Origin of the sequence: Sorangium sp. So ce1504, from assembly GCF_051521635.1 — a bacterium.
GTDB lineage: Bacteria > Myxococcota_A > Polyangia > Polyangiales > Polyangiaceae > Sorangium > Sorangium cellulosum_B.
This window is the reverse complement of the sequence record NZ_CP150365.1, coordinates 9,269,282-9,291,644: the sequence shown is the minus strand read 5'-3', so window position 1 is coordinate 9,291,644 and position 22,363 is coordinate 9,269,282. Positions and strand designations below refer to the sequence as shown.

Sequence of the window (22,363 nt, the reverse complement as noted above, 5' to 3'; positions counted from 1 at the left end):
GAGCGGCGGTCTCCCGCACAGGAGACGGGCCCAGATCGGCGTTTTCGGCGCGCAAGCGCACTCCGGTGCGCTGAGCACCGAAAACGTCGAGGTGGGCCCGTATCCGAAGCGGGTGACCGTCGCTCTAGAAGTCCTTGATGCTGCCGCGGCGCCCCTGGAGCCCTCCGAAGACGTACCGGTAGGCCGAGAGCACCGCGTACGAGAGCTCTTCGTACTGGTAGATCTCCTCCATCAGCGGGATCGGATCCTGATAGAGCGTGTCGCTCGCCACGATCCTGGGCCACGGCAGGCGGTCCGGGTCGGCGCCAGGGACGCCGGCCTCCTTCATGACCTTGAGGAACTCGTGGGCGAGGAGGCCCTGGCCGATGACGCTCGGGTGAACGCCGTCGAGGCTGACGATGCCGCCGGCCTTGCGGCGCCCGGCGCGATCGACGTGGTAGAAGCGGGTGTCCATCGGCGGCGCGACGTTGGCCGCGAAGTATGCGGGGAACTCGTACGACGGCTCGCCGCCGGTGCGCCGGTACGCGAGCCGGTCCAGGCCGCCGGAGACGTCGACGAGGTGATACCGGGGCGTGCGGTGGCGGGCGTTCCTCTCCTCGATGAGCCGGACGAGCTGCGCGTTGCAGGCGTCGACCGTCTCGTCGATGCGCCGCGCGTCCGCCGCGGTGAGGTGCGGCGCGCCCGCCTCGATCAGGCGGGTGCCCCGAGCGAGCGGGGGATAGGTGTAATAGGGGTAGTAGCGCGGGAGGCCGGGCAGCGGGTCGCCGACGCCCGTGGCGATCGGCACGATCGTCACGTGAGGCACGTTGGCCACGAACACCCGCCAGCCCGGGCTCTCGTTGCGCCGCATCAGGGTGTCGACCCGGTCGAGCAGCTCGCCGTACTCGGCGACGAAGTCGTCGGGCATCCAGAGGTTCCACTGCGCCCGGGTCCGCTCGTCGAAGCTGAGCGAGGCCGGCCGCCGCTCGGGCCTGTCCTCGGTCGCCGCGACGCTGAGGAGGATCGCCGAGCCGACCGCGTTGTTGGGGCCGAGCCAGAGGAGGAGGTTCTCGACGCCCTCGCCGCGCGCGTGGTGGCCGAGCCAGTCGAGCTGGCTGTACCCGTCGAGGCGCTCGTCCCGGGACGGGTTGAGGACGCGGAGCGCGGTCCGGTAGAACGCCGCGTTGGGCCCCTGGAAAAAGCCGTCCTTGGCGCCGGGCGCCGCCGCGATCCGCTCCCTGCAGAGCCTCGGGGTCACGAGCCACGCGTCGGCCACGTCGAAGCCGTACACCGAGACGTTGTGGAACCAGGGCACGCTCCCGCCGCGGTAGCGGCCGGCCCCCTCGCCGCGCTCGTAGTACTCCTCGGCCACGTCGAGCACGCGGTTGATCTCCAGGAGGACGGCGGCCCACTCGAGCCTGTCGATCGTGGCGCCAAAGGCGAGCTGGAGGCGGCGGAGCACCACCTCCAGATCGAGCAGCAGCCCGTGGGCCGGGTAGTCGGGCACGCGGTACGCCGGGCTCGACAGCGCGTCGCCGACGTCGACGCCGAGCGCATGCGCGATCCACGTGGAGTAGGCGAGCTGGGTGCGCGCCGCGCCGAGCGACATGAAGCCTTGAGAGATGCTGTCCCCGATGGTGAAGAGCCTCATGATGCCGTCCTCACGCGTTCCACGTCGAAGCCCCATGGTATCCGAACGCGCGGAGCCGCGCGGCAGGTTCGTCGCGCGGCGACGGCGCGACGCTGGCGCTCAGCGCCGCGCCGCGCGTCTGCGCAGGATGGCGCTCGCGACGCGCACGGCGAAGAGGAGCGCGAGCAGCGCCGCGTAGATCATCGGCTCTGTCGCGTCCTTCTTCACGCGGAGGAAGAAGTGCACGATCCCGAGGACGGCGGCGGCGTAGGCGAGGCGGTGCAGGCGCTTCCAGCGCGCGGCGCCGAGGCGCTTCAGCATGCGCGCGGTCGACGTGGCCGCGAGCGGGACGAGCACGAGGAGCGCGACGAAGCCGGCGAGGATGAAGGGGCGCTCCGTGATGTCCTCGACGATCGCGCGTACGTCGAGGCCCTGATCGACGATCGCATACGTCAGGAAGTGGGCGCACGCGTAGAAGAACGCGAGCAGCCCGAGCGCCTTGCGGATACGCAGCGGAAAGGTCCAGCCCGACACGAGCTTGAGCGGCGTCGCCGCCAGCGAGGCGACGAGCAGCACGAGCGCGAGCAGGCCGAGCTGGTTCAGCGCCTCGGCGACGGGGTCCGGGCCGAGCGCCCCGGCCCCGGCGCGCAGGCCGAGCACGACCAGCGGGATCAGCCCGCCGGCGACGACCGCGGGCGGGAGCCAGCCGAGCTTCCGACCAGCCGGTACACCGGCGGCGACAGCGCGCGGCGGCGACATCGTCCTCGCTTGCGCGCGCATCGTCAGAAGCTCTCCCGCAGGTCCATCCCGCTGTAGAGGCCGGCGACCTCCTCCGCATAGCCGTTGAATGGCAGCGTGGGACGGCGACGCAGCTCACCGATCCTCCGCTCCGTCGCCTGGCTCCAGCGCGGGTGATCCACCGCGGGGTTCACGTTCGCATAGAACCCGTACTCGTCCGGCGCGGCGCGGCTCCAGCTCGTCGCCGGCTGCCGCTCGGTGAGCTTGATGCTGACGATCGATTTGCACCCCTTGAAGCCGTACTTCCACGGCACCACCAGGCGAATGGGCGCTCCGTTCTGGCCGAGCAGCGATTTGCCGTAGAGGCCCACGGCCAGCATCGTGAGAGGGTGCATGGCCTCGTCGATCCGGAGCCCCTCGACGTAAGGCCACTCGAGCACGTCGCTCCGCTGGCCGGGCAGCTGCTCCCGATCGAGCAGCGTGGTGAACTGGACGTACCGGGCGCGAGAGGTCGGATCGAGGCGCCTGAGCAGCGCGCCCAGCGGGAACCCGAGCCAGGGGATCACCATCGACCACGCTTCGACGCAGCGCATTCGATAGACGCGCTCCTCCAGGGGAAACCATCGGAGGAGGGTGTCGAGGTCGATGACCTCGGGCTTCTTCACCTCTCCCTCGCACGCGATGGCCCAGGGGCGGAGCCTGAGCCGTTCGGCGTTCTGGGCCGGCTCCGACTTGCTCAGGCCGAGCTCGTAGAAATTGTTGTACGAAACGATGTCCTCGTAGGAGGTCCGCGCTTCGTCGGTGACGAACGGGTCTCTCGAGCTCGTCCCGGAGGACGACGCGCCGGCGGCCGGCGGCCCCGGCGGCGCTGCCGCGCTGCCGAGCGGCGTGGCCTCGCCGCCGGGGGCGCCGGCCGCCGAGAGGCGCGCCGCTCCGCCCGTGAGCCAGACGAGGCCGCCGCCGATGGCCGACGCGGTGCCGGCGAAGAGCGCCGCGTTCTTGAGGAGCTCGCGCCGCCGCAGGTAGAGCGCTGGAGGGGTGATCTCGCCGGCGGGCGGTTCCTTGGGCAGCTTGCTCATGCCCCCATTCTACGATCGGGCGGGGCTCCGGTTGCGGTCGGCCGCGATCACGCGGCCCTTGACAGGAGGCGGAGCGCCGTATGCGGCGCCTGGTAAAGCGAGGGCAGCGCGAGCATCTGGGCGATGCGCGTGGAGCGCCGCTCGATCCCGCGGGAGAGCGCCGCCCGCTCGCTCCCGCTGCGCGCGGCGAGGAGCGCCAGGACGTCGTCCCAGACCCGCTCGCGCCACCGCGAGAGCATCTCCATCGACACCCAGACCGCGACCTCCGGCGCGGTCTCCAGGAAGAACGCGCTGAGGGGGCAGCCGTGCCGCGCGGTGAGGCGCGCGAGCGCCTCGATGACCGAGGCGCGGAGCAGCGCATTGATCTGATCGTGATCGTGCTTGAGCCGCGCGAGCATCGCCCGGTCGGCGCCGTGCCCGAACTCGACGATCGTCGCGTGGATCCCGAAGATCAGGTCGTAGTTGATGTGGGCGCTGAAGCCGAGCAGCGCGTTCTGCACGGGGGGCGTGAACCGCGACGCCGTGCTCGCGTACGCGATGTGCCAGGCGCCGCAGTCCTGCGCCGCGCCCCGATCGTACGAGCCGAGCGTCTCGAGGTACCGCTCGCAGAACCGGCCCGCGAGGCGCGAGATCCACGCCGGCTCGAGGAACATGCCATCGCGTCGCTCGACCTGCGCCGCGACCGCGCGCGTGACGATACCGTAGACGTCGGTGAAGGCCGCTCGCCGATCTCCCGCGGCGAGGAGCCGATCCGTCACGGTGTCGAGAACAACGGCAGCATCGTGGACGCTCGTCGGATGCAGATTAAGGCCGTCGATGCAGCACCTCATGAAGTTCCCCTCCTACTTCTTCGCTCGTGCAAGAGACCTGTCTGATGTTCGAACTCCCGCATCCGACCAGCCTCGCAGACCCCGGCGCGCGCCGAAGGCGCGCAGCACGAACGGTGCAGCAGGGCGCCGTCAGGCGATCTGCCCGGCCCCGGTCGGTCTGGTTTGCGGTCCCGGTGCGCGTCGTTCCCGTGTGGAAAGCGGATCTCCTGACCCGCCGGGAGAAAGGTCGCCGCGGCCGTTGCCTCTGGCTTCTCCTCCTGCCGGCCCTCCCCTCGAACCGGCTTCCGCAGAAGAGCGATACTCGATGCGATCCTCGACGCGCTCGCCGCGGGATGCCCCCCCTCGCTGCGGCGCTCTAAGTTCGACCTAGTCTACGACATGGTGTGGGGTGACCACAATTGTCTTATGACGTCTGATCCCGTTCAGGACAATTTCGAGGTTATTCCAACTCGTGACCTCGAACAAGTGCCTGTTGACCCTGACACGTTTCATTGAGGCGCGGGAGAGCGCCACGGCATCTTCGCGGTTGCGCTGCTACTGGAGCGACGGCTCGTCACACTCGGAAAGCCCTCACTGGCATGGGCGCGAGTCGCGACGAGATGTTCTCGAAACATGCCGAGTGCTTATCCCACGTTGACTGTACGGTTGGTGCTCGCGATGTGAAGATTGTTTAGGAAGTACCTGAGTCGATGATCAGGAAACTCCCGAGCTGTTTTCCACAGGTGGCCCGCAAAATCTTGTGTTTTTGGTGAAAAATTGTACGAAAACGGGGGATGACGGCGGTCTCGTGCCACACCTGCGGCGGCCGTCGGGATCGTGCTGGCGCACCCGCGGCACCAGGGCTCGCCTGTCATGCCGCGGGGCCCTGCTCGGGTGAGCCTCGCGCCGAGGCGCTGCAGCCTGCGCCTGCAGGCACCGGGGGCCGGCCGTACGGGCGGTGATGGGCCGAAGGGCCGGCCTGCCCCCGCGGGCCACAGGCGCACCCTCGGCGCGGCGCGTCGGGCGGCGAGCCGGTGGTCCATCCGGGGCGCGCCCGCCCTGGCGGCGGGGTGACGGCGACGGAGCGCCGCCGTTCATGACGTGCGGGAGGAGAGCGTGTGATGTCGAGGAGAGAGGAGGGAGGGGAGGCGCCGCCGGCCTCGGGCGAGGCCGGCGGTGCGGCGCCTCAGCCGGTGCCGCCCTTGGCCTGCACGTCGCGGTGGACCAGCGTCGCGCGCAGGTAGTCGCGGTTCATCTGCGCGATCATGTCGAGGGGGATCTCCTTCGGGCAGACCGCCTCGCACTCGCCGACGTTCGTGCAGTGGCCGAAGCCCTCGACGCGCATCTGGGCGACCATGTTGAGGCTCCGCTGTTCGCGCTCCGGCTGGCCCTGCGGCAGGAGGTTCAGGTGCGTGAGCTTCGCCGCGGTGAAGAGAGAGGCGGACGCGTTCGGACAAGATGCGACACAGGCGCCGCAGCCGATGCACGCCGCCGCGTCCATGGCGCGCTCGGCGACCACCTTCGGCACCGGGATCGCGTTCGCGTCCGGCGCGCTGCCCGTCGACACCGAGACGAAGCCGCCCGACGCGATGATCCGGTCGAACGCGCTGCGGTCCACCGCGAGGTCGCTTACCACCGGGAACGCCTGGGCCCGCCACGGCTCGAGCCACAGCACGTCGCCGTCCTTGTAGTGACGCATGTGCAGCTGACACACGGTCGTCCCACGGAGGGGGCCGTGCGCCTGGCCGTTGATCATGAAGCCGCACATGCCGCAGATGCCCTCGCGACAGTCGTGATCGAACGCGATTGGCTCCTCACCCTTGAGGATGAGCCGCTGATTGAGCACGTCGAGCATCTCGAGGAAGGACATGTGCTCGCTGACGTCGGGCACCTCGTACGTGACGAACCGGCCCGCTTCGTACTTGCCCTTCTGCCGCCAGACATGGAGGGTGAGGCGCATTATTTGTAACTCCGCTGCGTGGGGTGAACCTCGTTGAACTGGAGCGGCTCCTTGTGGAGCTCCTGGGCCTGGCCTTCGCCTCGCCATGCCCAGGCGGCGACATAGGAGAAGCGGTCGTCGTCGCGCTTCGCCTCGCCCTCGGGCGTCTGGTGCTCCTCGCGGAAGTGCCCGCCGCACGACTCCTCCCTGTCGAGCGCGTCACGACACATGAGCTCCGCCAGCTCGAAGAAGTCGGCGACGCGCGCCGCCTTCTCGAGCTCCTGGTTCAGGCCGGTGCCGGTCCCCGAGACGCGGACGTCGCGGTGGAACTGCTCGCGGAGCTCCGGGATCCGCGTGAGCGCGCCCTTGAGCCCGGCCGCGTTGCGCGCCATCCCGCACGCCTCCCACATGATCTTGCCGACCTCGCGATGGAACGAGTCGGCCGTGCGTGAGCCGTTCGCGCCGAGCAGCTTGTTCAGCCGCGCGCTCGCGTCGCGCTCGGCGTCCCTCACGGCGGGGTGGAGGTCGTCGACCCGCTCGAGCTTCGTCGACGCGAGGTAATCGCCGATGGTGTAGGGGATGATGAAGTACCCATCCGCCAGGCCCTGCATCAGCGCGCTCGCCCCGAGCCGGTTCGCGCCGTGGTCGGAGAAGTTCGCCTCGCCGAGCACGTACAGGCCGGGGATCGTGCTCATCAGGTTGTAGTCCACCCAGAGCCCGCCCATCGTGTAGTGGATGGCCGGATAGATGCGCATCGGGACGCTGTACGGGTCGTCGCCGGTGATGCGCTCGTACATGTCGAAGAGGTTGCCATAACGCTCGGCGATGGCCGGCTTGCCGAGGCGCCGGATGGCGTCCGAGAAGTCGAGGTACACGCCGAGCCGCGTCGGCCCCACGCCGCGGCCCTCGTCGCATACCGCCTTCGCCGCCCGCGACGCGACGTCGCGCGGCACGAGGTTGCCGAAGCTCGGATAGCGGCGCTCGAGGTAATAGTCACGCTCGCCATCGGGGATGAGCTCCGGCGGGCGCGTGTCGCCCGCGTTCGCGGGCACCCAGATGCGGCCGTCGTTGCGGAGCGACTCGCTCATGAGCGTCAGCTTCGACTGGTAGTCGCCCGAGACGGGGATGCACGTCGGGTGGATCTGCGTGAAGCAGGGGTTGCCGAAGAGCGCGCCGCGCTTGTGGGCCCGCCAGATGGCCGTGGTGTTCGACCCCTTCGCGTTCGTCGAGAGGAAGAAGACGTTGCCGTAGCCGCCCGACGCGAGGACGACAGCGTCGCCGAGGTGCGTCTCGAGCGCGCCGGTGATCAGGTTGCGGGTGATGACGCCGCGCGCCTTGCCGTCGATGACGATGAGGTCGAGCATCTCGGTGCGCGGGTACATCTTCACCTTGCCGAGGCCGATCTGCCGCTCGAGGGCCTGGTAGGCGCCGAGGAGGAGCTGCTGCCCCGTCTGGCCTCGCGCGTAGAACGTGCGCGACACCTGCGCCCCGCCGAAGGAGCGGTTCGCGAGCACGCCGCCGTACTCGCGCGCGAACGGCACGCCCTGCGCGGCGCACTGGTCGATGATGTTCACGCTGATCTGCGCGAGCCGGTACACGTTGGCCTCGCGCGCGCGGTAGTCGCCGCCCTTCACGGTGTCGTAGAAGAGGCGGTAGATGCTGTCGCCGTCGTTCTGGTAATTCTTCGCGGCGTTGATGCCGCCCTGCGCGGCGATGCTGTGGGCGCGGCGCGGAGAGTCCTGGAAACAGAAGCTCTTCACGTTGTAGCCGAGCTCGGCCAGCGTCGCGCTCGCCGCGCCCCCGGCGAGGCCGGTGCCGACGACGAGGACCGTGTACTTCCGCTTGTTCGCCGGGTTGACGAGCTTCAGGTTGAAGCGGTGCTGGTCCCACTTCTTCTCGATGGGACCTTCGGGGATCTTCGCATTGAGCTGCATGATGACGGAGGCTCCGGGCTCAGCGGACGATGCCGAACAGGACGGCCAGCGGGACGGATGAGAAGCCGGCGAAGAGCAGGATCGACGACGCGGCCGCGAGCTTCTTGAGCGCCGGCGTGTAGCGCGGATGGCTGAAGCCCACCGACTGGAACATGCTCCACGCGCCGTGGTAGAGGTGCAGCGCGAGCAGGCCCATCGCCACGACGTAGGCAATCGCCGCGGGCGCCGAGCTGAAGCCCTTCACGACGTTGTCGTAGGCGTCGAGCGGCACGAAGTCGGGGTGCACGGTGCCCGTCGTCAGGTGGAGCAGGTGATAGACGATGAAGGCGGCGAGGACGCCGCCGCTCAGCAGCATCGTCCGCGCGGCGACGTTCGGGCGCCGCTGCCCCTTCACCTGGTAGGGGACCGGCCGGGCAGCGCGGCTGTGCTGCGCGAGCGTCACGCCCGTGTAGACGTGGACGATGAGGGAGGCGAGGAGGACGATCCGCGTCCCCCAGAGCAGGGAGGGCGTCCCGTGGAGGAAGGCGGCGTAGTCGTTGATCTTCTCCCGGCCGAGGAAGACCTGCAGGTTGCCGGTCATGTGGCCGATCACGAAGCCGAAGAAGATGACGCCGCTCAGCGCCATCGCGATCTTCTTGCCGACGAGGTCCCGGTAGAAGGTCGCGGCGCGCTGGGCCCTGGCGGGGAGAGTCGATGGTGCAGCGGTGGAGCTCATCGCTCCCCTCCTTTAGTGGGGTGCGAATGCGTTCGCCAGAGGGAATCTTGAGCTCGATCGCCGAAGAATTTGCGGGCGCTCGCCGCAGATCTCGGCCCGGACGCGCCGCGCGCGGCCGCGCGCCTCATCATCCTTCCCGCGCGCGCGTCAGGCGGCGCAGGGGCCGAGCGAGCGCCGTACCTTGTGACCGTAAAAGGCGAGCGCGAGCTCAATCGCGAAGATGCCGATGGCCTGCTCCTCCTGGCTGGTGAACGCCGGCAGGCGCTCGTCGCGGAGCACCACGAGGCCGCCAAACGAGCTCTCGCCCAGGCGGAGCGGCGCGACGATGGCGGCGCCGAAGCGATCGCCCTCTGCGGTGCAGAGCAGATCGGGCGCGTCGTCCGCGGACAGGCGGACAGGCGCGAGCGCGCCCTCGATGCGCCCGGCGAGCCGAGCGATGAAGGCCGCGGACACCTCGGCGCCGGAGGCCGCCTGGTACAGGGCGGCCCCTTGATCGAGCGCCAGGGAGAGCGCCGCGCTCGTCGTATAGACGACCTTCGCCGCGAGATCCACGGCGCGCTCGGGGAAGTCGTCCCGCGAGAGGGACGCGACAAGGGCGGCGCTCGCCTGGTGGACGGCCGCGACGGCGTCGAGGTGGGTGCGCAGCATCGCCGCCTCGAGCAGCCGCTTCAGGTCGTCGATGTCGTAGGGCTTCTCCAGCATGTCGTACGCGCCGCGCTCGATGCACTCCACGGCGGCCTGCGCGCTCGAGCACGGGGCGCCGACGATGATCTCGAGGTCCGGGCCGAGCGCCTTGAGCGCGGCGATGGTCCCGGCGCCCTCCATGCCGAGCGCCCCCACATCGGCGACCACGAGGTCGAAGCGGCGCGCCTTGACGAGCTCGATCGCCGCGAGCCCGCTCTCGGCGCAGGTGACGTCGAAGCCGCCCTGGTTCAGCTCGAGCGCGAGCCTGTCGAGGACCCTCTTCTCGGCGTCTACCACCAGCACATGGGGTCGGGCCTGGCTCACTGATGCCTCCTCCTCTCGTCTCCAACGGGTGCGCCGCGCCGCCTCGCCATCCGGCGCTGCCGTGATCGCGTGGCGACCGCGGCGGTCGTGGTGGAAGCCGCTCCGCCCGGCGGAGCCCTCTCCGCCCTCTACCACCCGTCCGAAGTCCGCCTACGGTCCAATAGAACCGGTATTCCAGCGAAACGGAAGTCGAAGCGGCGTTGCCGCTGCCCTCCTCTAACAGGGTACGGCGCCGCGCGCCCGGCGCGGATGTGCTCCGGTATGCCGACTCCTGTGGAGCGTGAGCGCTTCTCGCAGCGGGAGGCGCGCGATAGAGGCCTATTTCGCGGGAGGCGCCGTGGTGGTCGCGCGGCGCATGGCGGAGAGGATGTGGTCAATGATCTCGGGGACTCCTTGGCTCCGGTTGCACTGCGCGAACAGGAACGGCCCGTCGCCCCGCATCCTCCGGGCGTCCCGCTCCATGACGCCGAGGTCGGCGCCGACGTGCGGAGCGAGATCGGTCTTGTTGATGACGAGCAGATCCGACTGCGTGATCCCCGGTCCCCCCTTGCGCGGCACCTTGTCGCCGCCGGCGACGTCGATCACGTAGATCGTGTAGTCGACGAGCTCCCGGCTGTACTGGGCGGCGAGGTTGTCGCCGCCGCTCTCGACGATGAGGAGCGCGGGCGCGACGTGATCCATGAGGTCGTCGAGCGCGACGAGGTTGTGGCTGATGTCCTCGCGGATCGCCGCGTGCGGGCAGCCCCCGGTCTCCACCGCGCGGATGCGCTCCGGCGGCAGCGCCTTGTTGCGGTGCAGGAACTCGGCGTCCTCCTGGGTGAAGATGTCGTTCGTGACGACGCCGAGCGGCATCCTGTCGCGCAGCGCGCGGCAGAGCGCGAGCACGAGCGCCGTCTTGCCGCTGCCGACGGGCCCCCCGATCCCCACCGTGAACGCGCGCGCCGAGAAATCGCGGTCCTTCGGCGCATCCCGCTCGCTGAAGAGCCCCGGATGCGCCCAGTGCTCGTGCGTGTGCCCGTGCGTGTGCTCGTCTCCGTGCCCATGCGCGTGCCCGTGGCCACCCCCGCGAACGTGGTCGTGGTCGTGGTCGTGGTCGTGAACGTGGTCGTGGTCGTGGTCGTGGTCGTGGTCGTGGTCGTGGCCGTTGTGCCCGTGCCCGTGCTCGCCGGGGTCGTGCATGCTGTCACCTCACGATTGAAAGAGGCGCGAGTAGAGCCGATCCTGCGTGGCCCCGAAGAGATCGAGGAGCGGCGCCGGCTGCGCGAGCTCATCGACGCCGTGATCTCCGCACTCATGGAGCACCGCGTCGAGGAGCGGCGCGCTCTCGAGTTGCAGTCGCTGTGCCTCCAGCGGCCCGATGAGCCCGAGGCGCACCGCCGCCGAGACGACGCCGCGGAGCGAGGCGTGCAGGTAGACGGCCTGCGCGTCCTCGCGCGGGACGCCGAGCGCCGCGAGGGTCGCGCCGAACGCCGGCGCGTGGTGGCCCAGCGCCTCCCGCGCCCGCACGGCGGCGTCGAGGCGGCGGATCTCGGCGGAGGGGAAGACGCGCGCGCTCGTCGCGAGGAACGCGCGGCCCTGCGTCCGGCTCGCCCGGTTCGCGACGTGGTTCACGAGGAAGGCGTCGCAGGCGTCGTCGACGGCCGCGATGTCGAGCGGGCGCTCGTGCGCAGCCCGCACGAGCGGCAGCGCGCCGAGGCCCACCTGCCAGAGCGCGCTCGCGACGAACGACGAGAGCGCGCTCCCGGGTCCGACCTCGCCGAGCTGCACCGCCGCCTCCAGGCCCGCGGAGTGCGCGAACCCTCCGACCGGGAACGCGGAGTCGGAGAGCTGGAGGAGGAGCCACCTGTTCATGCGCGCGGATGGAATCAGACAGAAGCAGAGGGGAGCGGACGGGAGCGGACGGAGAGAAGGGTGAACCCGCAGGCGCGGAGCGGCCGAGAGCGGGCTCCCCGCCTCAGAAGAGGCTGTACCTCTGCGCGAGGGGCAGGATCTTCGCGGGGTCGCAGCGGAGGAGCTCGCCGCCGGCCCGCACCTCGTACGTCTCGGGATCGACCGTGATCGGCAGGAGCGTGCTGTTGAGGCGCATGTCGGCCTTGCCGATCTTGCGGCACCGGCGGACCGCCGAGAGGCGCTTCTTCAGGTCGAGTCGGCGGATGCTCCCCTCGTCCATGGCGCGGCTCGACACGAACGCGATGCTCGTCTCGCCGACCGCCGCGCCGAGCGAGCCGAACATCGGGCGCATGTAGTACGGCTGAGGCGTCGGGATCGACGCGTTCGGATCGCCCATCTGCGCCCAGGCGATGAGGCCGCCTTTGATGACGAGCTCCGGGCGCGCGCCGAACATCTGGGGCCGCCACAGCACGAGGTCCGCGAGCTTGCCCGGCTCGACCGACCCGATCTCGTGGGACATGCCGTGCGCGATGGCCGGGTTGATCGTGTACTTGGCCACGTAGCGGCGGATCCGGAAGTTGTCGTTGTCGCCCTGCTCCTCGGGCAGACGGCCGCGCTGATCCCGCATCTTGTGCGCGGTCTGCCAGGTCCTCGTGATCACCTCGCCGACGCGGCCCATCGCCTGGCTGTCGCTCGAGATGATGCTGATCGCGCCGAGGTCGTGCAGGATGTCCTCGGCCGCGATGGTCTCGCCGCGGATGCGGCTCTCGGCGAACGCCACGTCCTCCGGGATGTTCCGGTCGAGGTGGTGGCAGACCATGAGCATATCGAGGTGCTCGTCGAGCGTGTTGACGGTGTACGGGCGCGTCGGGTTCGTCGAGCTCGGGATGACGTTCGGCTCGCCGCAGATGCGCAGGATGTCGGGCGCGTGCCCGCCGCCCGCGCCCTCGGAGTGGTAGGAGTGGATCGTCCTGCCCTTGAACGCCGCGATGGAGTCGTCGACGTAGCCCGACTCGTTCAGCGTGTCGGTGTGGAGCGTGACCTGGATGTCCTCGTGCTCGGCGAAGCTGAGGCAGCAGTCGATGGCGGGCGGGGTCGTCCCCCAGTCCTCGTGCAGCTTCAGCCCGACGGCGCCGGCGCGCACCTGCTCGAGCAGCCCCTCGGGCGACGAGGTGTTCCCCTTGCCCGTGAGGCCGATGTTGAGCGGCAGGACGTCCGTCGCCTGCAGCATCAGCGAGATGTGGCGGGCGCCCGGGGTGCACGTGGTCGCGTTCGTGCCCGTCGCCGGGCCCGTGCCGCCGCCGACGAACGTGGTGACGCCCGACGCGAGCGCCTCGTATCCCTGCTGCGGGCAGATGAAATGGATGTGCGCGTCGACGCCCCCGGCCGTGACGATGTGGCCCTCGCCCGCGATGACCTCCGTCGTCACGCCGACGATCATGCCCGGCGTGACGCCGGCCATCACCTTCGGGTTGCCGGCCTTGCCGATCGCCGCGATGCGGCCGCGCTTGATGCCGATGTCGGCCTTGTAGACGCCGGTCCAGTCGACGATGAGCGCGTTCGTGATGACGCAGTCGAGCGCCTCGTCGTTCGAGACGCCGGGCATCTGCCCCATGCGATCGCGCAGCACCTTGCCGCCGCCGAACTTGCACTCGTCGCCGTAGGACGTGTGATCCCGCTCGACCTCGGCGATGAGGCCGGTGTCGCCGAGCCGCACCCGGTCGCCGACCGTCGGCCCGTAGATATCGACATAGTGCCGCCGCTGCATCCTGTGGCTCATGCCTGCTGCTCCTCCCGCGCGGCGTGCGCCGCCCCGTGCGGGCCGACCTGCACCAGCGTGATCGTCCTCTCGTCGCCCGGCTCGAAGCGGACCGCGGTGCCCGCGGGGATGTCGAGCCGCATCCCCGCCGCCGCCGCCCGGTCGAACTCGAGCGCGCGGTTCGTCTCCGAGAACGGGTAGTGGCTGCCCACCTGGATCGGCCGGTCGCCCAGGTTCTTCACGGGGAGGGAGAGCCGCCGCCGGCCGGGGGAGAGCTCGATCTCGCCGGGCTTCACGAGCACCTCGCCGGGCGTCGGCTCGGCCGTCACCTCTCCCTGACCTGCGGGCTGGAAGAGCGACACGTCGGGCACGGGGAGGAAGCTGCCGTGGAGCGCGAGCGCGAGATCGCCGTGCTCGAGCGCGATCGGGTGGTGGACGGTGACGAGCTTCGTCCCGTCGGGGAAGGTCCCCTCCACCTGGACCTCGGCGACCATCTCGGGGACGCCGGCCATCACCTGCGCGCGCCCGAGCAGGCGGCGGCCGACGTCCATGAGCTCGGCGACGCTGCGGCCGTCGCGGATCAGCTCGAGGATCTGCGTCGCGATGAGCGCGACGGCCTCCGGGTAGTTGAGCCTGACCCCGCGCGCGAGGCGCTTCTGGGCGAGGAAGCCCGCGCCGTGCAGCACGAGCTTGTCGAGATCACGAGGCGCAAGGTGCATGTTCGCCCTCTCTCCGGCGCGGCGACGCCGCGGCTTTGCCAGCGCGGCGCGACGCTACCACTTTCGTGCGAACGGATCATCACCGAGCTCACCCGCGAGGAAGCCGAGCGCGCCGCGGAGGAAGCCGGCCACGCGCTCGACGCTCGTGCCCGCGACGCGCACGACGGCGCCGCCGCCCCGGAGCGGGCTGGCCGACGCGACGAGCTCGGCGCGCCGCTCGGGCGGCGGCCGCGGCGCGAGCAGCGCCTCCGCCGCGCTCGCGGCGCGCGGGCCGAGCGCGACGAGCGTCGCGAGCGCGTCGAAGCGCCCCATGCGCTCGGGCAGCGCGCCGTGCGCGGGATCGAGCCGCGTCGCGTCGAGCAGCACGGCCCGCCCGCCGCGGCTCACCCGGGTGCGCGACGTGTACCGGTCGAACGCCCAGCGCTCGCCCCGCGCGCTCCGGCCCGAGGACAGCGCGTCGACGAGCACGAGCGACGCGTCGTCGGCGAGCGCGACGTCGATGTCCTGCTCGTACCGCGAGCCCGCGAAGCAGACGACCGGATCGGGGATCGCGACGAGGAGCCCGCCTGCTTGAACCTCGGCCTCGAGGCGCTGGCGGCTGACGAGGGGCGAGCGGTAGACCTTGGTCGAGGCCTGGGTGCTGAGCAGCGCGGCGGCACCGCGACCGACGCGCGCGTGGAGGTGGAGCTCGTCGCCGCCGACGAGGCCGCCGCCGAAGCTCGCGACGAACACCCACGCTGCCTGCCCGTGGTTCCTCGGAGCGAGCAGCTTGAGCGGGCTCCTGGCGAGCGCCTTCTCGAGCACGGTGCGCCCCGCGACGCGCGTGAACACGAGCTCACCGCTGCCGGCCTCCCCTGCGCGCCGCGCGGGTGGCGGCGGGTCTCGCAGGGCGGCGGGAGGATCGCTGGGCGTGGTCACGGGCCGGCGTGCGTACCACGGACCGCGCCCCGGCCGCGAGGGAGCACAGGCACGTACCGGGCGCGAGGGGGCGCAGCGCACACAGGGGATGGGTACGTCACGCGACCAGGAACACGACCAGGAAGGTAGGGAGAAATTCGAATCATCTTCCCGATTTCCCTCCTTCGCCTGGAACATGAAACATCCCGGACATGTGAGCATGCTGTCGGGACTCTCCCGAACACCACTACGGTGTTATGAGCGAGCCAGCCACTGCGTTCCTCCTGTCCCTGACGACAGCGCGTGTCCGGGGTGTCCGCCGGCCGCTGTGGGCGTTCCGTGACTCGCTGTGATGTCGTTTGCATGGATGACATGTTGCTTGACGGGAAAGCCCAGCTCGGGTCAGCTCGTCGGGCGGCCGGGGGGCCGCGGAGGGGGTCCGATGTTCATCGTCAGGAAGGGCGAAATGCCGCCGTGGTCTCGTCGGTTCAAGGAAGCGGCGTCCCGCCTGCTGGAGCGCCACGGCGGGACCCCGTTCGAGCTGCGCTTCTGGGGCGGCGAGCGGCTGCGCTTCGGCGCGGGCGCGCCCGAGTTCGCCGTGACGTTCAGGACGCGTCGGTCGCTCTGCGAGACGGCGTTCCGGGGCACGCTCGGCCTCGGTGAGGCGTATGTCCGGCGCGAGGTCACGTTCGAGGGAGATCTCGAGGACTCGCTCGCCGGGCTGTTCCAGCTCGCGCGGTCCGTGGAGGCGCGCCTGCCGCGCCTCGTGCCCGCGTCGTCGTCGTTCGACCGCGGCCTCTCGGGCGTGCTCGACGCGCTCCGGCTCGGGCTGCTCTCCGGGGCGGCGAAGCGCGAGAGGCTCGCCGTCGAGCGTCACTATGGGCTGGGCAACGACTTTTACCCTCTTTACCTGGACAGGCGCCTCCAGACGTCGTGCGGTTACTTCAGCTCTCCGGGCGAGACGCTCGACGACGCGCAGGCGCACAAGATCTCCCTCGTCGCGCGGAAGCTCGCGCTCCGGCGCGGGCAACGGCTCGTGGATCTCGGCTGCGGATGGGGGCACCTCATGTTCCACGCCGCGGAGGCGTACGGGGTGCAGTGCCTCGGTATCACCCTCTGCGAGAACCAGGCGAGGTACATCCGCGAGCAGGCGGCGGCGCGGCGGCTCCCGGTCGAGGTCCGCGTGATGAGCTGCGACGAGCTCGAGGACGAGCCGCGGTGGGATCGTCTCGTCTCCCTGGGCTCGATGTGCCATGCCGGCGAGCGCCGTATCGAGGTGTTCTATGACAGGGTGAAGGCGCTGCTCGCCCCGGGCGGCGTGTGCCTGCTCGAGAGCGTCACCAGAGAGCAGGAGTCGTCGCGGACTGACCCCTTCCTGCAAAAGCACATCTTCCCGGGGTACTGGCCTCCTTCGCTCGAGGGGATGGCGACGCGCGCCTCGGCGCGCGGCCTCGACGTGCTCGACGCGGAGAACCTGCGGCGCCACTCCGCGCTCACGGCGCGCTGCTGGCGCCGTAACTTCCTGGAGAACAGGGAGAAGATCGAGCGGGTCACCGGCTTCGACGGCGCCTTCATGAGGACGTGGGAGTTCTATCTCGCGTGCGCGGCCGCCGCGTTCCGCAGCGGGCACCTCGGCGCCATCCAGATGGTGCTGGCGAACGGGGCTCCACGCGACTACCCCCTCGCACGCGAGCCCCTGTATGCCACGGAGGAGCCCTCGTTGCGGGAACGCGCGCCGATCGTCCCGGCCGTGCAGCTCAGTTCGTGGGGGGCGGCGCTGCCGTCCTGATCTGTCGGGCGCGCCCGCGCGCCCCCCGCGTGCCGGTGGGGCGCGCGGGGCGCGCGTCCATTGCGCGGAAGAGCTTGTTAAGCCCGCGCGGCCAGCTATCAGCTAAGGATGAGCGAAAGGCTTGCGGCCAGCGCCCGTCGCGGCGCCGCGCGCTCGTGGTCCGTGTCGCGCCCTCGCTCCGCGGCGCGCCTGGTCTGCGCCGCCGCGGGGCTCGTCGCGCTCTGTCTCCTGCTCGCATCGTGTACCCAGGTCCGCTACATCGCGCAGGCGGGCGTCGGCCAGCTCTCGATGGCCTGGCGCGCCGAGTCGCTCGAGGACGCCGCCTTCGACGCCCGCAAGCCGTGGCGGACGCGCGCGCTGCTGCGCGAGGTCCCGCACATCAAGCGCTTCGGGGAGCGCCACGGGCTGACCCCGACCGGCAATTACAGGACGTATGTCGAGCTCGATCGCCCAGCCGCGGTCTGGGTGGTGAGCGCGTGTGAGCCGCTGCGGTTCCGCTCGAAGACATGGAGTTTTCCTATCGTGGGTACGGTCCCCTACATGGGGTGGTTCGATCTCCAGGATGCCAAGGCGTTCGCGGCGCCGCTCAAGGCGGCCGGCTGGGACGTCGACGTGCGTCCGGCGGGCGCCTACTCGACGCTCGGCTGGCTCGAGGATCCGGTCCTGTCCACGATGATCTCGGACGGGGACGAGGCGCTCGGCGACCTCGCCAACGTGGTGCTCCACGAGTCGCTGCACGCGACGCTGTACGTGAAGGGGCAGACGAGGTTGAACGAGAGCCTCGCGAGCTTCGTCGGGGACGAGCTCACCAAGCATTACCTGGACGAGCGGGTGGGCCCCTTCTCCGCGGAGAAGACGGCCTACATGAGGGAGATGGAGAGGAGCGAGGTGCGGACGCGCGCGCTGCACGCGGCCTACGTCCACCTCAATCGGCTGTATGCGTCCCCGGCGCCCGACGCCGAGAAGCGGGCGGAGAAGGACGCGGTGCTCGCCCGGCTCAAGGCCGACATCGGGGCGCGGCGTCCGATCAACAACGCGTCGCTCGTGCAGTTCCGTGTCTACAACTCGGGGACTCCGGAGCTCCGGGCGCTGCTCGCGACCTGCGGTGGCAGCTGGCCGAGGTTCCTGGGCGCGTTGCGGAGGCTCGAACGCCACAGATTCTCCGCGCCCCAAGAGAACATCGCCCGGGTGGTGGAGCCGCTGATCGAGGCCGGCTGCAGGTAGTCCAGCGAGCTGCGCTGTGCGCCGCGAGCTGCGCTGTGTGCCGTGCGCTCCGCTATGTGCCATGCGCTGCGCTGTGTGCCATGCGCTGCGCCCATGTGCGGTGAGCTGCGCGCCGCGCTGCGTATTGCGGGCTGCGCCGCGTAGCGCGCTGCGCCTTTGGCGGGGGGAGTACGCCGTCGAGATACGACGCAAAGCGTCGGTGGCAGTCATCCTGCCCTAGTGCACTTCTTCGCTTCCACGGTGCAATGCGGGGCGTCCAGCGGCTCGAGGATGAACATATTCATGTCCAGGTAGTATTTGCGTTCTGGATCTGAACCCATCCCTGGATCGGACCAGTCCCTGCGGAAATGTATGACCGGTGCAGGCCTCCGGGGTCGCGCGCGCGCCTCGGAGGGAGGGTTTCAGCGGCAATTTTGGCTGCTGGGCGCCAGGACCGCGGCCCCTTCGCCGTTGGCCCGCCGGTTGCTCTATGTATCCACCAGATGTCGCCCCTGCTCGTCGTCCTGTTTCATGGGGACTCGAAGGGGGGGACCCCTGGCATAACCTTCGCAGTGCTGCCCCGGTCTTCGGGGGGGACGCCAAGCGAGGTGATCGGCGGCGCTAGCCGAGCGATCGCGACCCCGCCGTCACCCGAATGCCATGGCCCTTGCGGTATCGGGCTCCTTGATTGACTTGTCGCCGGGTGCCGGCGGACAGCTTCGGTTCACGTGACGACAGACGCCTTACGAGGCGATTAAGGAGGGATGGTCGAGGCACGCGCGACGCGCGTCGCCCGTTGCGTTGGCTTAGCATGACCAGCTTGTCAGACCTCGGTCTGAGCTTTTCTTATCTGTTGTGCCGCTCTCGATGTTGACCCTGCTTACCGCTTCGCTTCAGCTTCTCCTCTGCTTCGCTTGAGCTTGCCCGTTCGATTCCGGTTTGCACTTCGCTTCAGCTTCATCTTTCGGTTTGACTGGCTTCTCGGATTGTCTTAGTCTTCCGCCCGTCTTCGCTTTATCTTCGCTCTTTGCTTGATTGCGCTTCGTATTGCTTTCCTGACTTCTCTCTTCTGACTTCTGATCTCTTCTGATCGCGGGCCTCTCCAGGACTCCGGTGGACTCCCCTCCACCGGCGCGCCTGTGCGGTCCCGGTGGGTCCGCGAAAGCGGGCCTCAGGCCGGCGGGTTCTTCCCGACCGGCCTTTCTTTTTTGCTCGTGGCCGGTTGCGCCTCGAGTCTGAGCGCGGTTGTCAGCGGCTCTGAGCGCGGATGTCAGCGGCCGTCGTCGCCGGGGGTGTGCCTGGGGTGGACGGTGGCAGAGACGATCTTTCACTCTCCGTCGATCTTCTCGAGCCGCAGCACCACGGGCAGCTCGTCGCGCCGGACCTCATGCCCATGCCGGGCGCCCGTGACCGTCGCGGTGGCGGTCACCTCCGCCGTCATGCCGGCCGGGTCGACGTGGATCTCCGTGCCACCCAGGCTCACCTCCGCGGTCTGATAGACGACCGCTGCCTGGGTCGCCGCGTTCGCGAGCTCGTCGCGGCCGCGGAGGCTGTCGCCGATCTCGGCGATGCGGGCGCTCGCCTCCTTCGCGAAGATCTCGGCGAACTCACCGCGAATGCGGCCGTGGCGCACCAGCGGGTTCCGCTCGCCGTCGTCGATGCGCACCGCGTTCTCGAGCTGGGTGAGCCGGTCGCGGATCCGTTCCTCCTCGGAGGGCGACAGCAGCAGCGCCGCCGCGCCGAGGACGGCGCCGGCAGCGATGAGCCCGAGCGGGATCCAGCGTTTCATGCTGCAAGTATAGGCGAAGGCGCCGCGCGGGCGCGCGGAACCGCGGAACCGCGGAATCGCGGGACCGATTCCGCTGGCGCCCTCTGTGGGCCATCGCAGCTATCGCCCCACGATCGGCTCGAGGCACCGATCGCGCGCCTCGCGCAGGGCGCGGAGCTCGACGTCGATCCCCTCGCCGCTGCCCGCGTCGATGGTGAGCCGGTCGCCGCCGGTCGTGCCGAGCTCGGTGCAGGGCACACCCGCCGCCTTGGCCTGCCGCGCGACCTCGGCCGCGTCCTCGGGCCGGACGCTCACGATGATCCGGCTCGGCGCCTCGCCGAACAGCGCCTCGGCGAGCGGCTCGGGCGCGCCGCCGTCCGGCGCGCCCGGCAGCCGCACCCGCGCGCCCACCAGCGCCGCGGGATCGTCGGCGGCGGCGCAGCACTCGCCGAGGGCGATCGCCAGCCCGCCCTCCGAGACGTCGTGCGCGCTCCGGAGGAGCTGCGGCCGCGAGCGCGCGAGCGCGAGGCAGAGCCCCTGGAGCCGCGCCTCGCGGTCGAGATCGAGCGCGGGGGGCGGCCCCTTCACCTCGCCCGTGTGGCGCGCGACGTACTCGGAGCCGCCGAGCGGGCCGCCGCGCGGATCGCCGAGCAGCAGCACGGTCAGACCCGCGGCGGGGAACGAGGCCCGCAGCACGTCCCCCGCGTCCGCGATGAGCCCCACCACCGCGACCGTCGGGGTCGGCAGGATCGCGCGGCCGTCGGTCTCGTTGTAGAGCGACACGTTGCCGCTCACGACGGGCACCGACAGCGCGCGGCACGCCGCCGCCATGCCGTCGATGGCGAGCGCGATCTGCCGCATGATCTCCGGCCGCTCCGGGTTGCCGAAGTTGAGGCAATCGGTGAGGCCGATCGGCTCCGCGCCGGCGCACACCACGTTACGGCACGCCTCCGCCACCGCCATCGCCGCGCCCTGGAACGGGTCGAGCTCGCAGAGGCGCCCGTTGCAGTCGCTCGAGAAGGCGAGGAGCTTCTGGTGAAGCTGGCCGTCCTTCTCGCAGGGGACGCGCACCACCGCCGCGTCGCTGCCGGGCCGGACCTCGGTGCCGCCCCGCACGATCTGATCGTACTGCCGCCACACCCACGCGCGCGAGCCGAGGTTCGGCGAGCCCGCCATCTCGAGGAAGAGCGCGGACCACGAGGCCGGCGCCGGGAGGGAGCGCGTGTCGAACGCCCGGCGCGCCGGCAGCGAGGCGTCGTCGCGCTGCGGGCGGTCGTACTTCGGCGCCGCGTCGGTCAGGAAATCCACGGGCAGGTCGCAGACGACGACCGGGTTCCGGGCCACGCCGGCGGCCGCGCCGCCGAGCGGGTCGTAGCCGGGCGTGGCGCGCACGACCCACCGGCCGGTGTCGGTCACCTTGCCGATGATCGCCGCGTCGAGCTCCCACTTCGTGCAGATCTCGATGACGCGCGCCTCGCACCCGGGCTTCGCGACGAGCAGCATGCGCTCCTGCGACTCGCTCAGCAGCATCTCGTACGGCGTGAGCCGGGCCGCGCGCCGCGGCACGAGGTCGAGGTCGAGGTCGAGGCCGCTGCCGCTCCGGCCCGCCATCTCGACCGACGACGAGGTGAGCCCCGCGGCGCCCATGTCCTGGACGCCGACGAGCAGGTCCTCCGCGAAGATCTCGAGGCACGCCTCGAGCAGGAGCTTCTCCATGAAGGGATCGCCGACCTGCACCGTGGGGCGCTGGCTCGGGCCGCCCTCGGAGAACTCGTCGGAGGCCATGGTCGCGCCGTGGATGCCGTCGCGCCCCGTCTTGGCGCCGACGTAGAGCACGTTGTTGCCGACGCCGCTCGCGCGCCCGTAGAAGATGCGATCGGAGCGGACGACGCCGCAGGTGAAGGCGTTGACGAGGATGTTGCCGTCGTAGGCGCGATCGAAGAAGAGCTCGCCGCCCACGGTCGGCACGCCGATGCAGTTGCCGTAGCCGCCGACCCCCGCGACGACGCCGCGCAAGAGCTGAGGCGTGCGCGGGTGCTCCGGCCGGCCGAAGCGGAGCGAGTCGAGGTTCGCGATGGGGCGCGCGCCCATCGTGAAGACGTCGCGCAGGATGCCGCCGACGCCGGTGGCCGCGCCCTGGTAGGGCTCGATGTACGACGGGTGGTTGTGCGACTCCATCTTGAAGACGGCCGCGAACCCGTCGCCGATGTCGACGACGCCCGCGTTCTCGCCGGGCCCCTGGATGACCCGCGGGCCGGTCGTGGGCAGCCGGGCGAGGTGGACGCGCGAGCTCTTGTACGAGCAGTGCTCGCTCCACATCACGCTGAGCACGCCGAGCTCGGTGAACGTCGGCTGCCGCCCGAGGCGCTCGCGCGCGCGCTCCCACTCGCTCGCCGAGAGCTTGTGCGCTTGCGCGAGCGCGGGGTCGACCGGCGGATCGCCGGGGAAGGGGGAGGGGGCGGGAGAGTTCACAGGGGCGACAGCGCTCATCGCGGCCCTAGCTAGCG

General features: G+C 70.6%; 17 protein-coding genes. 2 read left to right on the top strand and 15 right to left on the bottom strand.

All coding sequences use genetic code 11. The features are described 5' to 3' along the window. Window positions 1-124 precede the first annotated feature (124 nt). The 13 genes from WMF39_RS35030 to WMF39_RS34970 all read right to left on the bottom strand — a co-directional run bounded on the left by WMF39_RS35030 (window position 125) and on the right by WMF39_RS34970 (window position 15,117). A complete protein-coding gene (locus WMF39_RS35030; protein ID WP_437740819.1) occupies window positions 125-1,630 on the bottom strand; it encodes a hypothetical protein in 1,506 nt (501 codons plus the stop codon). 99 nt (window positions 1,631-1,729) lie between these two features. After that, window positions 1,730-2,389, bottom strand: coding sequence for a sulfite oxidase heme-binding subunit YedZ (locus WMF39_RS35025; protein WP_437740818.1), 660 nt, complete (start codon window positions 2,387-2,389; stop codon window positions 1,730-1,732). 2 nt (window positions 2,390-2,391) lie between these two features. After that, on the bottom strand, window positions 2,392-3,426 hold the full coding sequence (msrP, locus tag WMF39_RS35020) for a protein-methionine-sulfoxide reductase catalytic subunit MsrP (RefSeq protein ID WP_437740817.1): 1,035 nt from the start codon (window positions 3,424-3,426) through the stop codon (window positions 2,392-2,394). 47 nt (window positions 3,427-3,473) lie between these two features. Continuing rightward, window positions 3,474-4,256, bottom strand: a complete 783-nt coding sequence (locus WMF39_RS35015; protein ID WP_437740816.1) for a DUF5995 family protein — start codon at window positions 4,254-4,256, stop codon at window positions 3,474-3,476. Between the two features lie 1,165 nt (window positions 4,257-5,421). Further along, complete coding sequence (locus WMF39_RS35010; RefSeq protein WP_437740815.1) at window positions 5,422-6,195, bottom strand: succinate dehydrogenase/fumarate reductase iron-sulfur subunit; 774 nt, start codon at window positions 6,193-6,195, stop codon at window positions 5,422-5,424. After that, window positions 6,195-8,108, bottom strand: a complete 1,914-nt coding sequence (locus WMF39_RS35005) for a fumarate reductase/succinate dehydrogenase flavoprotein subunit (RefSeq protein ID WP_437740814.1) — start codon at window positions 8,106-8,108, stop codon at window positions 6,195-6,197. Before WMF39_RS35005 ends, WMF39_RS35010 begins: the two co-directional genes overlap by 1 nt. A 19-nt stretch (window positions 8,109-8,127) precedes the next feature. Next, complete coding sequence (locus WMF39_RS35000; protein WP_437740813.1) at window positions 8,128-8,823, bottom strand: succinate dehydrogenase cytochrome b subunit; 696 nt, start codon at window positions 8,821-8,823, stop codon at window positions 8,128-8,130. Between the two features lie 147 nt (window positions 8,824-8,970). Beyond that, the gene (locus tag WMF39_RS34995) at window positions 8,971-9,831 is read right to left on the bottom strand and encodes a response regulator (RefSeq protein WP_437740812.1); all 861 of its coding nucleotides are present in this window, start codon (window positions 9,829-9,831) and stop codon (window positions 8,971-8,973) included. A 318-nt stretch (window positions 9,832-10,149) separates the two neighbouring features. Continuing rightward, a complete protein-coding gene (gene ureG / locus WMF39_RS34990) occupies window positions 10,150-11,010 on the bottom strand; it encodes an urease accessory protein UreG (protein ID WP_437740811.1) in 861 nt (286 codons plus the stop codon). A 9-nt stretch (window positions 11,011-11,019) separates the two neighbouring features. Further along, on the bottom strand, window positions 11,020-11,682 hold the full coding sequence (locus tag WMF39_RS34985) for an urease accessory protein UreF (RefSeq protein WP_437740810.1): 663 nt from the start codon (window positions 11,680-11,682) through the stop codon (window positions 11,020-11,022). 103 nt (window positions 11,683-11,785) lie between these two features. After that, window positions 11,786-13,501, bottom strand: coding sequence for an urease subunit alpha (ureC, locus tag WMF39_RS34980; RefSeq protein WP_437740809.1), 1,716 nt, complete (start codon window positions 13,499-13,501; stop codon window positions 11,786-11,788). Continuing rightward, window positions 13,498-14,199, bottom strand: coding sequence for an urease subunit gamma (gene ureA, locus WMF39_RS34975; RefSeq protein WP_437740808.1), 702 nt, complete (start codon window positions 14,197-14,199; stop codon window positions 13,498-13,500). Before ureA ends, ureC begins: the two co-directional genes overlap by 4 nt. 54 nt (window positions 14,200-14,253) lie before the next feature. Further along, window positions 14,254-15,117, bottom strand: coding sequence for an urease accessory protein UreD (locus tag WMF39_RS34970; protein WP_437740807.1), 864 nt, complete (start codon window positions 15,115-15,117; stop codon window positions 14,254-14,256). A 421-nt stretch (window positions 15,118-15,538) separates the two neighbouring features. On the opposite strand from WMF39_RS34970, the gene WMF39_RS34965 reads away from it, so the two are divergent. Both WMF39_RS34965 and WMF39_RS34960 read left to right on the top strand, forming a co-directional pair. After that, entirely contained in the window at window positions 15,539-16,885 is a 1,347-nt protein-coding gene (locus tag WMF39_RS34965; RefSeq protein ID WP_437740806.1) for a class I SAM-dependent methyltransferase, read from the top strand. 108 nt (window positions 16,886-16,993) lie between these two features. Continuing rightward, window positions 16,994-18,109, top strand: a complete 1,116-nt coding sequence (locus WMF39_RS34960; protein WP_437740805.1) for an aminopeptidase — start codon at window positions 16,994-16,996, stop codon at window positions 18,107-18,109. Window positions 18,110-19,415: 1,306 nt separating this feature from the next. Here WMF39_RS34960 and WMF39_RS34955 read toward each other — a convergent pair. Beyond that, complete coding sequence (locus tag WMF39_RS34955; RefSeq protein ID WP_437740804.1) at window positions 19,416-19,877, bottom strand: nuclear transport factor 2 family protein; 462 nt, start codon at window positions 19,875-19,877, stop codon at window positions 19,416-19,418. A gap of 99 nt (window positions 19,878-19,976) precedes the next feature. Then, complete coding sequence (purL, locus tag WMF39_RS34950) at window positions 19,977-22,346, bottom strand: phosphoribosylformylglycinamidine synthase subunit PurL (protein WP_437740803.1); 2,370 nt, start codon at window positions 22,344-22,346, stop codon at window positions 19,977-19,979. Between the last annotated feature and the right edge of the window lie 17 nt (window positions 22,347-22,363).

What these genes read in the sequence shown, in the direction of transcription:
- WMF39_RS35000 (WP_437740813.1), bottom strand. Translation starts at nt 8,823, where the DNA reads ATGAGCTCCACCGCTGCACCATCGACTCTCCCCGCCAGGGCCCAGCGC.
- WMF39_RS34960 (WP_437740805.1), top strand. Translation starts at nt 16,994, where the DNA reads ATGAGCGAAAGGCTTGCGGCCAGCGCCCGTCGCGGCGCCGCGCGCTCG.
- WMF39_RS34965 (WP_437740806.1), top strand. Translation starts at nt 15,539, where the DNA reads ATGTTCATCGTCAGGAAGGGCGAAATGCCGCCGTGGTCTCGTCGGTTC.
- ureC (WP_437740809.1), bottom strand. Translation starts at nt 13,501, where the DNA reads ATGAGCCACAGGATGCAGCGGCGGCACTATGTCGATATCTACGGGCCG.
- WMF39_RS35015 (WP_437740816.1), bottom strand. Translation starts at nt 4,256, where the DNA reads ATGAGGTGCTGCATCGACGGCCTTAATCTGCATCCGACGAGCGTCCAC.
- WMF39_RS34985 (WP_437740810.1), bottom strand. Translation starts at nt 11,682, where the DNA reads ATGAACAGGTGGCTCCTCCTCCAGCTCTCCGACTCCGCGTTCCCGGTC.
- WMF39_RS35010 (WP_437740815.1), bottom strand. Translation starts at nt 6,195, where the DNA reads ATGCGCCTCACCCTCCATGTCTGGCGGCAGAAGGGCAAGTACGAAGCG.
- WMF39_RS35005 (WP_437740814.1), bottom strand. Translation starts at nt 8,108, where the DNA reads ATGCAGCTCAATGCGAAGATCCCCGAAGGTCCCATCGAGAAGAAGTGG.
- ureG (WP_437740811.1), bottom strand. Translation starts at nt 11,010, where the DNA reads ATGCACGACCCCGGCGAGCACGGGCACGGGCACAACGGCCACGACCAC.
- WMF39_RS35030 (WP_437740819.1), bottom strand. Translation starts at nt 1,630, where the DNA reads ATGAGGCTCTTCACCATCGGGGACAGCATCTCTCAAGGCTTCATGTCG.
- WMF39_RS34955 (WP_437740804.1), bottom strand. Translation starts at nt 19,877, where the DNA reads ATGAAACGCTGGATCCCGCTCGGGCTCATCGCTGCCGGCGCCGTCCTC.
- WMF39_RS35025 (WP_437740818.1), bottom strand. Translation starts at nt 2,389, where the DNA reads ATGCGCGCGCAAGCGAGGACGATGTCGCCGCCGCGCGCTGTCGCCGCC.
- ureA (WP_437740808.1), bottom strand. Translation starts at nt 14,199, where the DNA reads ATGCACCTTGCGCCTCGTGATCTCGACAAGCTCGTGCTGCACGGCGCG.
- msrP (WP_437740817.1), bottom strand. Translation starts at nt 3,426, where the DNA reads ATGAGCAAGCTGCCCAAGGAACCGCCCGCCGGCGAGATCACCCCTCCA.
- purL (WP_437740803.1), bottom strand. Translation starts at nt 22,346, where the DNA reads ATGAGCGCTGTCGCCCCTGTGAACTCTCCCGCCCCCTCCCCCTTCCCC.